Below are 12,130 nucleotides of genomic sequence, written 5' to 3' on the forward strand. Positions count from 1 at the left end.
ATAAGACACCTTGCGAAAAAAATGTCTTGAATTTTAGAAATGCAAGGAATATAAGACACCTTTTCAGATATGAAAGCGGTTACCGAATATTTCTATCGCTACTATAATGGAAGTTGATAATAGTAGGAAGGGGCAAATGGAAATGCAGAGTAAAGGAAAGAAGAAACATGCTTCGTTGAAGAAACAGTTGCTAATAATGCTATGTTTCTTGCTAGTTATACAGGGCGGCCTTGCAATGGCTGGCGATTGGTTAGGGTCGGTATCGCGGGTTTCTGCGGAGGAGCTGGGTGCACATTCCATGAAAACGCTGAACGTAAACAAGACCAAGTTTACATCGGGTGAATCCGTCGAGTTTACGATAGAGCTGGATGCAAAGGCAAGTACGCAAAGTAAGCTGGAATTGGAAATATGGCACCTTAACGAGAAAGTTGCGAAGGGCAGCTATCCAACGCAGACCTCATACGGAACGCTGAAGGTGAATTGGACTTCGCCGATAACGGGCAATAATCGAGAGTATACAGCCAAAGCGTATTTGGCAGAATCCCCTAAAAGCTATGTCACGGCCACGTTCGAGGTCGCCGGTGATACGGCGCATCAAGTCGAAGTACTTGACGGAAAATGGAGTATGCCGTTGGATGATCTCGCGCCTGATAGCAATGGCCGAGTTTCGATTGAATGGGCGGACGGAGCTGATCAACTGCTGCTTCCGCTAGGAGCCAGTGAGATAAAAGGAGCGAAAGCTTTTGTCATCCGAGGCAGCGGCGTAACCGTGCAAATTCCTGCATCGGTGCTGCGGCAGGTGGCTGATTTGTTGCCGGCAGAGAAAGCGAAAGGTGCGCATATCGCTTTCATTGCAAAGAAGTTGGACTCAAAGGAGAGGGATTCCTTAGCCAACAAGCTGAATGTGCCGGAAGATTCGAAAGCCTCCTTAGCCAGTGAAATCTACGACTTCGCGTTGAAAGCCATAGATACGGACGGCAACGCTAAAACGTCGGAAGCTTTCGCTGCACCAATCGAATTATCATTTCCGTTGGGTTCGGATGCTAATCCTGAACTAGCGGGAATTTACAATTTGACAAATTTCGGCGACTTTGAATATGTCGGTGGTGAATGGAATAACGGTTCTATGATAGCGGCAGTAACGCATTTCAGTCTTTACGCTGCTATGCAATATAGCCAGGCATTCACTGATGTTCCTGGCAATTACTGGGCTGCCAACGCGATTAAGACTGTCAGCGCGAAACATATCATGAACGGTATCGACTATGGCCAGTTCGCTCCAGATGGGCTCGTAACTCGCGCTCAATTCACGGCTATGCTGGTTCGCTACCTGGGGCTTTCGGCAAATGGGAAGAAGGCGAACTTCTCTGACGTAGCGGAGCAAGACTGGTTTGCCGATGTAGTTGAGGCTGCCTTCGAATCCGGCATTGTTACTGGAACATCGGCAAATACATTCGATCCTAATCGGACGATTACCTCAGAAGAGATCATTGCTATGGTTGTTCGGGCTTATGAGTATAAATTCGGTCCTTACTATACCGATGTGAAAGCTGTGTACACGGATGCAGCCCAAATCAGCGATTGGGCCAAGGTATTCATCGACAAAGCATCTGCTCTCGGTTTGCTGCAAGGGATCGGCAGAGAACAGATTGCGCCTAAACAAGCTAAAAGTAGAGCGGAAAGCGCGCAAATTATGTACAATTTGATCTCAAATCAGCCGCGGACTTACGATCCAATTTATAAAGCTGAGGGCGGGGAATTGAGTAAAGGAGTATGGATCAGCGATAGTGGCCAGGGTTCCGGTGGCCAAGGCTCTGGTGGCCAGGGTTCCAGCGGCGAAGGTTCTGGTGGTCAGGGTTCCGGCAACCAATATTCTGAATATTATGAAGCTGAGGATGGGGCATTGGGTCAAGGCGTCTGGATCGGCGATACGATACAGGCTTCCGGCGGCCGATTTGTCGGTGGTATTGACTCCACTAACGACATGTCCAGATACGTGGAGTTGACGGTCAATGTTCCGGCAGCCGGCCCTTACAACGTTTATCTTTCCTACGCTAACGGCGGAGGCGATGCCAAGCTGATCTTGCTCGTGAACGGCCAAAATTACGGTGTAGATATCCTCACTCCCCACACTGGAGACTGGTCCATGTTTGGCAGAGGATCTGCGGATTTTACGGTTAATCTCCAGCAAGGGAGCAATAAATTAAAGTTTGCCAATAAAGAACAATATACGCAAATCGATTACATCAAATTGTCCGCACCAGGAGCAAAGAACAAGACGGTACGTGTGGCCGGCGGCTATGAGATTGATATGTCCGATCTCCCGAAAGTGCATTTCGGGGAGCATCCGGAATGTGCAGAACTCTTTGATAAAGCTTGGGACACTCATAAAGGGAATATCAGAAAAGCTAGGAGCGCATTAAATCCCACTCCAAATTCGTATTATGTGGATGAAGCTTATAACGATTACATTTATGCCTGGGACACGATGTTCATGACGATGTTTAATAAATACGGTCTGAATCAGTTCCCGACATTAAGTTCGCTGGATAACTTCTACTATCACCAAGTGGACAGCGCAGGTCCTGATGACGGCTTTATTGATCGCGAAGTCAGCGAGGTGACCGGTGAATTCGCGGCATGGAACGCTGCATATGATGACCCGAAATCGCTAAATCCCCCTCTATGGGCGTGGGCGGAATGGGAGCAGTACCTTGTTCATGGAGATGTCGATCGCTTCACGAAAGTGATCAACGGAAAGACGATCTTCGAAAGACTCATTTCCCACTTTAATTTCGTGGAAAGAACGCGGACGATGAGCAACGGTTTATACGGTAAAACGACCGGTCTCGCCAACGGGCTTGATAATACGCCGAATCAGGATCATGGCGACCTGACGCAAACGTATAATGATCTGAGCATTCAACAGGCGCAAGCGGCATATTACATTTCGCTTATATCCAAAGAATTGGGAGACACGAATAAAGAACTGGCGTTTAAAGCGAAATACGAGGAACTGAAGCAAAAAATTAATGACTTGTTATGGTCTGAAGACGGAAAGTTTTATTTTAACCTGGATCAGAACGGAAACTTCACGAATATCGCTACGCCAACGGGATTGTGGGCAATGGCCGCGAATGTAGCTACCCCCGACCGCGCCGATGCGATGATTAGAAATTACGCCTTGAACTCGGAGAAAATGTTCCGTCCGAACGGCTTATCTACGGTAACCTATGATTATGCGAACCCGAATAACCCCAACAGCAAGTTTTGGCCGATGGGCAACTATTGGGAAGGCGCTGTTTGGGCACCTACGTCTTATCAATATATGAAGGGATTGCATAACTACGGTTACAATGAGTTGGCGTTCCAGGAGGGTATCCGTCATCTTAATATGCTGACCGACGTATATGAGGCTGGCAAAACCGACGACAAGATCGGGCAGGCTACCTTCTGGGAGAATTATTCAAGCGAATATACGTTGATGGGGCAACGACAATTTGACCATGAGTATGCCCGCTCCCATTTTGTCGGTTGGACCGGAGATTTGGTGATAGGCAGCATGATTGAAGATGTGATCGGTGTTAGATTGAATGCGCCGGCCAATAAGGTGAATTGGAATATCAACCTTGTTGAAGAACACGGCATCAGCAATCTTTATATGAAGCATCAAGGTGTAGCGAATCGGATTTCCTTGTCCGCCGCCAAGCGCAAAAGCGCTGCTTCATCGGTGCAGATCACAGTCACCGCAACACACGATTTTACACTGAATGTAACTAGCAATGGTGTGGAAAAAACGTTCCAAGTTGAAGCGGGGACCCATGACTACATCATTGCGGGCCAAGATGAGGAAGAAGCTTATCTGGCTGCTGGCGCTCACAAATTTGATTCGGCACACAGCGATCTGAGCAAAGCACAGTTGGATGCTAACGCGGCTGATTATGTGGTGTTCACCTCACAAACAAATGCGCAGATCAAAGACGGTATCCAGAACAGGCTGCAAAAAGGTAATTTGATCTATAATATCAACACCATTGGCTATCGAGCGAATTCTTCTGAAAATCCGATGAGCTTGGCTGACAATCAAGAAGCGACCGCGCTAGGCTTCAACAATGCGAAGAGTATTGTGAAAGCAGGTTACAGCGAGGGAGAGGAAGGCTTTATGCTCATGGTTCCCGCCGATAACGCCTTGAAAACATTGAAGGTGTTGGTGGGGGTAAAGAATGCTAAAGTAACCATTAAAAGCAGCCTGTCCGATGGCTCCAGACAACGCCAAAGCCAGGTATTGTATGGAAACGATACAGAACAAACCTACTTGGTTGAAATTCCGTACAGAGCTTCCGCTGACGGCAATTATTTACAGGTCGAAAATGTGATTGAACACGGAAACCTGAACGGTACCATTTCCTTGAAAGGTATTTTCTTGTACAAAGGCGGCAGTGAGATTCCACAACAAATGGATAAGGTCACAGTAAGCTCTAGCGACCGCCAACTTGTCATTGGGGCACAACCAATGGATTCGATCGACAGCTACCGGATTTACTACGGTACAGACCGGGCCGAATTGAATCAGGTCGTTGAAGCAAATAATCTGCCGTACACCATTACGAATTTGGTTAACTACAAAAAATATTACGTAGCGGTTGCAGGCGTAAAGGCAGGAACAGAAGGTGCCCGCAGTGATGTGGTCAGCGGGATACCGGAAGAAAGGCCGATGTCGGACAGCGAACGCGCCACCAAGGATATTGAGGCTGCGTGGGACGTCGTGTTGAATGGAAACCAGAGCTTTGATGCCATTACAGGGAACTTGAACTTCGCGGTGCAAGGCAATCTGTATGGCAGCAATCTCATTGTTGAAAGTACTAATTCTGGCAATGTCTACGGAGTAATGTCAGATGGTACCGTAAAGAATCCAATCCAGCCGCACCTCAACGTAGAGGGCACACTGAAGATATCGTCCACTTATAATGGGACAACGGTACAAATGTCGAAGAATATTACAGTTGTGGCGCTGTCGCCGCAGGAAGTAGCTTCTGTTTCTGGTTCAGTCGTAGATTTCACCGGGAATACGCTGGATCTAACGGCTGAAGGTACCAAGGACTGGACGCAATATTATAGTGGAGACGAGAATGTATTCGCTCGGAAGCAAGGCGCGAATTTCATTACCGGCTTCAAGCGATTGAGTGCCGGAGACGGGAACGCAACCGATTCGCCGATCTCTTTCAGTGCTACGGATGCTGGCGGACATGCGCCAGCGAATCAGAATGTCATTACTCACCGCGCTTCCGGGCAGGTAGGGTTTGAATTTAATTTGCCGACAAGCGAGCAAGTGCAGCAAGTTCATGTATACCCGTTGGCCTATGATTCCGTTGTGCAGTTGGACTTCTTGGTCAATGGCAGAGTCCTTTACAGCGATCAAATCTCGCAAGTGAACGGTTCGAAGATCGGTAAATTTACGATCGATTATAAAGCATTGAATTTGACAGACCAAATCAAAGTACGTCTGCGTATGGTCACGGATTATCACACCAATTCCTGGGGAGGCAGCGCTGGTCTTGCGGCTGTAACGTTGCAAGAAGAGGCTAAACCAACGCCTTATGTTGCTGGTACAGTCGCAGATTTTACAGGGAATACGTTGAATCTAACGGCTGAAGGTACCAAGGATTGGACGCAATATTTTAGTGGAGACGAGAATGTCTTCGCTCGGAAGCAAGGCGCAAATTCCATTGCCGGCTTCAAGCGATTGGGTGCCGGAGACGGGAACGCAACTGATTCGCCAATCTCTTTTAACGCAACGGATGCTGACGGAGCTGCGCCAGAGGATCAGCATGTCATTACTTACCGCGGCTCCGAGTCGGCAGGGTTTGAATTTGATTTGCCGACAAGCGAGGAAGTACAGCAAGTACATGTATATCCGTTGGCCTATGACTCCGTTATGAAGTTGGAATTCTTAATCAATGGCAGGGTCCTTTACAGCGATCAACTCTCGCAAGTAAACGGCTCCACGATCGGTAAATTCACGATCAAGTATAAAGCGTTGAATTTGGCAGACCAAATCAAAGTACGCCTAAGTATGGTCACGGATCATCACACCAATTCTTGGGGAGGAAGCATCGGTCTTGCGGCTGTAACGTTGCAAGAAACGAATTAACTGGTGAAGAACATGGTTCCGATTAAGAGTCCTGTGGATGAGAAACTGAACCGTACCTAAATCGCACAAGTGATATTCAATCTATTCCAGAAATGACAAAAGGGGAATGACTGCTGATGAGTCGCAAATGGCTTGTCTGTGGTCACTCCCCTTTTTAGACTTGAATATCATCTTTCGACTAAAGGAAGGTCACAAAAACGGAAGGGAGATCTGAAATAGGGCGGTATACTAAGATGAAACAAATGAATGTGAGGAGATGATAAATCATGAACACATTTCAAAAGAGGTTGTCGTGGGGCGGTTTGGACTCGATACTGGTGGGGAAGAAAGGACGCAGCGGGAGATTGCGAAGGAACTGGGGATCTCGCGGAGTTATGTTTCGCGGATAGAGAAGAGGGCGCTGATGAAGTTGTATCATGAGTTTTATAAGGCGAAGCGGTTAGGGAATAGGAACTGTCTCTCCAGCGTGTAGTCCAGAAATATCTACCAAATCGCCCTGTAAGCTTATGCTTGCGAGGCGATTTTTTTTACATAATTGGAACGTGAATTCTAGCATAACGTACGGTATATTAAGGTGAGAGTTGATGGGAACTCGATAGCGGATTGCTTATTAAAAGCTGAAATCAATGTATTTATAGGGGGGGGATTCTTTTGTCAAATTATTTTAAATTCGTTGCTATCTTCGGTTTAGTTTTTGTACTGGTTTCCTGTTCAGACAACAGTGTCAACAGCGCCAACAGTATTAATGATACGCTGCCGCAAGCGAATGAAATAGTCCACAAGGATGCCTTTGAAGAAAAGCTTGATCAGTATATGTCCAAGAACTATTCGGGATCTGTGCTTCTCGTCAAAGATAACAAGGTTATAATTTCCAAGGGATACAATATGGCGGACTATAATAATAACCTGCCTAATGGACGAGATACTATCCATCAAATCGGTTCGCTTACTAAAGCATTTACCGCTGCAGCTATCTTACAGCTTCAAGAGGCCGGTAAGCTGAGTGTCGACGACCCCGTAAATACATATATTAAGGATTACCCTAATGATAGAGTCACACTTTACCACTTGTTGACCCACACATCCGGGATCCCCAATTATACCAATTCTCCGGATTTTCTAAAATCAATAAACATTAAAATTAGCGTTGACGATTTAATTGCCAAATTCAAAGACAAGTCACTAGAGTTTGAACCGGGCAGCCGATTTTCTTACAGTAACTCCGGGTATGTGCTGCTAGGTGCTGTGATTGAGCAAGTTAGCGGACAGTCGTATGGCGACTATCTGAATGAGCATATTTTTACACCTCTCGATATGAAAAGATCAGGTTATTTAACAAAAGACAACAACCATACAGATATTGCTGTTGGGTATTCACTTATTACTCCCGACATCTCTGAGATAGCCCGGCCTATCGATATGACCGTCCCTTATTCAGCTGGCGGTATATATTCCACCGTACAAGATCTTTATAAATGGCTTCTAGGGCTCGAGAACGGGACAATCATCAGTGATGCATCATGGGAAGCGATGCGCAAACCGAATCTGGATGAATACGCTTTGGGATGGGGGATACCCGATCCAATGGGGATGATGTACGCACATAATGGGGCAATCAATGGTTTCTCTTCTGAGATTTGGAGAGATATGTCTCAGGGGACAGCGGTCATTCTGCTCAGCAATGCAGAGGGAATCAACCTTGGGGATATGAGAGATGTGCTGTTACGCATGCTTGATTCGGAGGAATAGGCCTTACAGTTTGATGATATAACGAGGAATAAGCAATTATTTTTGACATCATATCGTGTCCACAACCTCAAAAAATTCGATAATACTGGGGAAGACATGGAGGATCTGATCTCCATCGGAACTATTGGCTTGATTAAAGCTATTGAGAGTTACCGTCCAAACAAAGGCACAAAGCTGGCCACATTTGCAGCACGTTGTATTGAAAATGAAATCCTGATGCATCTTAGATCATTGAAAAAGACCCGCAAGGTTCATTACATGATCCGATAGGGACTGATAAAGAGGGAAACGAAATTACACTCATCGATATCCTTGGCTCCGAGGCTGATGATGTTATTAAAGAAGTGGATCTGAAGATCGAGAAGAGCAAGATATATCGTAACCTCGATATACTGGATGATCGTGAGAAAGAAGTTGTAGTGGGGCGGTTTGGATTGGATACAGGTGGGGAAGAGCGGACGCAGCGGGAGATTGCGAAGGAGCTTGGGATCTCTCGGAGTTATGTTTCGCGGATAGAGAAAAGGGCGCTGATGAAGTTGTATCATGAGTTTTATAAGGCGAAGCGTTGAGAGGATTGGGTCTGTCTTTTGACAGGCTCTTTTTGTTGTCGAAATGAAATATGTAATTCGAAAGAATTGTATAAAATAATTAATTATGTATTTATGGAATTTTATATTATATTATATTGAAAAAAAGAGTTAATTAAAATTATTGACTTAAATGGAAATAAATAATATATTATGAAATATATGAGGAGGTGAGAAAAGTGCAAAACAAATTGGTAGATTTGAAAGTTACAGAAAGTGGTATCATTACTCCGCTGGAAAATAACCCTGGAACTGGTGGTGGGGGAGGAAATCTAGGTGGAGGTGGTGGCAATTCAAGTGGTGGTGGTTACGGATGTGCAGTAGCTTGTTATATTAGTTGTTCTAATAATAAATAGTTATTAAATACATAGAAATCTACTTCACAGATTGAGAAACCTACTTTCTACGGTAGGTTTCTATGTTTATATAACGGATGAAGTAAAGTGGTGGGAAGTAGAACTTAGCTGATAGCTAACTGTGTTCACAGTTATTATCACCAAACAGATAGGATGTATGCTTATTTTATCTGCATGAACCTTGAAACTATAGTATGTATCAGAACTCATCTTTTGATTTTTTTAAATATATTTTCCTAGTATGTTGAGGGGGAGGGGAATGAATATGTGTGAAAATAATAGCATTCCTAGATTTATAGGTAGTATGTATAACCTTATTGGTGAAAATAAACTCCTACTTTACAAATCTGGTAGAGAATTCACTATCGAAGGGGGATCTGTTTCAGATTTAATGAGTGTGCTCCCTTTGTTAAATGGGAAAAATACCATCTTAACTATCTCTAGAGATGCCAGTTTAGATGTTACATATGTTGCGGCGCTAGTAGCTCATTTATCGGAATTGGGTTTTGTTTATGTTATTGATCACAATTCTTGGTTAAATAAAGATGAAGATTCTGGGAATGAATTCTTATATAATTATTTATTTGGAAAATTAGACAAAAGTTTGATTTTATCAACAATTCAAATCATATCATGCAGGACAATTGCTATTATCGGGAATCAATTTTTAAAAGATGAATTTGCAAAATATTTTAAGGGTCGTTTTTGTATTGTTGAGGAATTAGACATAAGCGATAGTAAGCCAGAGTTGATAATAGGTGTAGATTTTTTTGAAAATGAAGAGCTTTTTGATTCACTTAATAGAAGATTGATAGATACAAAAATTCCATTTATGAGAATTGTATTGGATGGGATGCATTTACAAATAGGTCCAATATTTACTGGGGGTATATACTGCTATAACTGTTTTCAAGTTCGAATTGTTACAAACTCAATACAAGCTTCGTTTTATAAAAATCGCAATGTTTACATGCAGAGTAGTTTTGAAAAGGGGCTTGTACCTGCAATTCCGGGATTTGTTGAAGTAGCAATGGGAATAGTTAGTACTGAGCTAATCAAATATTTCAGTAACCTTGGATCTATTCTTGAAGATAGTGAGCTTAATTTAAACCTTAATAATTACGAGCTAATGATAGCCCCTATACTGGGTCTGCCAAACTGCCAATATTGCTCTAATTAATAATCAAAGGGGAAGAGAGTGCATGAGTTATCCTCCTAGGTATCATCTCTTGGTAAACGAACGAACAGGTATAGTAAATAATATTCAAGAAGTTCCTATTCTATCAGCATCAATTCCTTTATATACATTTGTTGCAAGTAGAAAGCCATTAAAAGAGCGAAATCTTGATCTTTTATCGGATTCTTTTTTAAGTGGAGTAGGAACTAGTTTTTTTAATAAAGATGAAGCAAGAATTTCAGCATTGGGAGAAGCAATTGAGAGATATTCAAGCTTGTTTACACACCCACATCGCTTAATAGAACGTAGTTATAATCAATTGTCTGGAGAAAAAATAGATCCAACAAAAGTCACTCGCTATACCCCTGATTACTATAATATAGAAGGCTTCCCTTTTGTCGATGTCTCGTTGGATTCTAAATTAATGTGGGTCGAGGGCATCAGCCTTACCACAAGAAAAAAAATTTGGATACCAGCTGATCTTGTTTTTTTTCCTGATATTGTATACCCAAATTTAATAAGAGAAAATATTACAACTGGATTAGCTGCTGGAAGCTCTTTAGAAATGGCTGAGATTTCGGGTTGTTTAGAATGCATTGAAAGAGATGCCATTACATTAATGTGGTTAAACAAAACTTCAAAACCTATTATTGATTTAGAAACGATTATGGATGCGGACATTTTGGAGATTGTTAGATTAGTTAAGGAAACTGGTTTCTCCTTATTTGTATTGGATATTACCACTGATATTAACGTTCCTTCTTTTTTTTGTTTGATTATTAATGATTTGAAAGTAACTCCGTATATTTCATGTGGTGCGAAAACTGATTTTAATAAAAAGAAGGCGCTAATAGGAGCTATAAAGGAAGCCTCACAATGTTTTAATTATATGAATACACCTGATTATAAAATTCGAGTGGCAAGTGGTGAGTTTAATGAAATCAATTCTATGGACTCACACATTCTCTATTATGCCTATAATATGGATAACTTTCATGAACTTGATTTTTTATTAAAAGGTGAATATGTTGATTTCAATAAAAAAAATTGTAATAGATTCGAAGATATGAGCGAATTATTAGAGTATTTTTCATCTATGCATTATGATCTCGTGGCATTTGATTTAACAACTTCTGATGTGAATAAAGGTGGGATGAATGTAGTTCGTGTAATCGCACCTCAACTAGCCCATCTAGAATGTAGGTATCCTGCATTAAATTGTGAAAGGCTTGACAGAAATAATGAATACAATAAAGCACCGCATCCCTTTGCATAGGAGGAAAAAGCATTGTCAAGAAGGACTGTGAATTTAAGAAATAGTTACGATTTAGCTAATTTATTCCACTATAATACAAAAATATCTCCTGCAAGAATGCGGATATTATCAAGGAGAACGTTTCGGCTCAAAGTTAATCGTAAAATGATAGAAGGAATGAAAACCTATAAGCTGAGCCCAAAAGAATCATTAATTGATAAAAGTTTTCCTTTAGTTTTAAAAGAAAGAATGACAACAAGAATTTATGAGATACGTACACCAATATTATTCGACATTGTCTCAACTCTGTTACACTTTTCTTATGGAGTCTCTCGATTTCAGGATAATTATAATTATAGATTTATAGCTTCTGCGGGAGGGATATATCCAATTGAAATATATCTAGTAGCTTTTAATGTACGAGGAATTGAAAAGGGAATTTACATTTATGATGAAATCTCAAATAGTATTAAATTAGTTAAAGTTGGCGATTTTAGAAGACAATTTCATGAGTCAGTTAGTGGTATGAACAAATACTATGTAGATAATTGCGCATTCATAATTGTTAGTACAATAAACATTAGTAGTACATGTGAGAAATATGATAATCGAGGCTATAGATTTATTAATATTGATGTTGGACATTTATCTCAAAATTTATATCTAGTAAGTTCTGCATTATCACTAGGAGTCGTGGCAATAGGAGGATTTATAGATGAACAGTTGGAGCAACTACTAAATCTACATGATGTTGAAGATGGAGTTGCTTTATTTCATTGTTTTGGAAAAAAACAACAGGCACCAATAGATGCTTTGAAGCTAAAACTAGAGGACTACTATGAAAAATAAAAAAAA

General features: G+C 42.0%; 6 protein-coding genes and 2 pseudogenes. All 8 read left to right on the plus strand.

Annotated features, from left to right (window positions below; translation table 11 throughout):
- The first annotated feature begins 142 nt into the window (after nucleotides 1–142).
- The 8 genes and pseudogenes from ACDZ28_RS15890 (at nucleotide 143) to ACDZ28_RS15925 (ending at nucleotide 12,124) form a co-directional block, all read left to right on the plus strand.
- Nucleotides 143–6,151, plus strand: coding sequence for an S-layer homology domain-containing protein (locus tag ACDZ28_RS15890; protein ID WP_375105158.1), 6,009 nt, complete (start codon nucleotides 143–145; stop codon nucleotides 6,149–6,151).
- Nucleotides 6,152–6,431: 280 nt separating this feature from the next.
- Nucleotides 6,432–6,623, plus strand: a pseudogene (locus ACDZ28_RS15895) (sigma factor-like helix-turn-helix DNA-binding protein); the annotation flags it as partial.
- Between the two features lie 179 nt (nucleotides 6,624–6,802).
- Nucleotides 6,803–7,900, plus strand: a complete 1,098-nt coding sequence (locus ACDZ28_RS15900; protein WP_375105159.1) for a serine hydrolase domain-containing protein — start codon at nucleotides 6,803–6,805, stop codon at nucleotides 7,898–7,900.
- A 60-nt stretch (nucleotides 7,901–7,960) separates the two neighbouring features.
- Nucleotides 7,961–8,469, plus strand: a pseudogene (sigK, locus tag ACDZ28_RS15905) (RNA polymerase sporulation sigma factor SigK); the annotation flags it as partial.
- A gap of 197 nt (nucleotides 8,470–8,666) precedes the next feature.
- Nucleotides 8,667–8,843 carry a hypothetical protein gene (locus ACDZ28_RS15910; RefSeq protein WP_375105160.1) on the plus strand — a complete coding sequence of 59 codons (177 nt, stop codon included), beginning with the start codon at nucleotides 8,667–8,669 and terminating at the stop codon, nucleotides 8,841–8,843.
- 259 nt (nucleotides 8,844–9,102) lie between these two features.
- Nucleotides 9,103–10,023 (plus strand): hypothetical protein, encoded by a 921-nt coding sequence (locus ACDZ28_RS15915; RefSeq protein WP_375105161.1) that lies wholly within the window; start codon nucleotides 9,103–9,105, stop codon nucleotides 10,021–10,023.
- 22 nt (nucleotides 10,024–10,045) lie between these two features.
- Nucleotides 10,046–11,296: a YcaO-like family protein gene (locus tag ACDZ28_RS15920; RefSeq protein WP_375105162.1), complete on the plus strand. Its 1,251-nt coding sequence runs from the start codon at nucleotides 10,046–10,048 to the stop codon at nucleotides 11,294–11,296.
- 12 nt (nucleotides 11,297–11,308) lie between these two features.
- Nucleotides 11,309–12,124 (plus strand): SagB/ThcOx family dehydrogenase, encoded by an 816-nt coding sequence (locus ACDZ28_RS15925; protein WP_375105163.1) that lies wholly within the window; start codon nucleotides 11,309–11,311, stop codon nucleotides 12,122–12,124.
- Nucleotides 12,125–12,130: the final 6 nt, after the last annotated feature.

This window comes from Paenibacillus sp. RS8 (genome assembly GCF_041956825.1).
In the GTDB taxonomy this organism is placed as follows: Bacteria; Bacillota; Bacilli; order Paenibacillales; family Paenibacillaceae; genus Paenibacillus_AQ.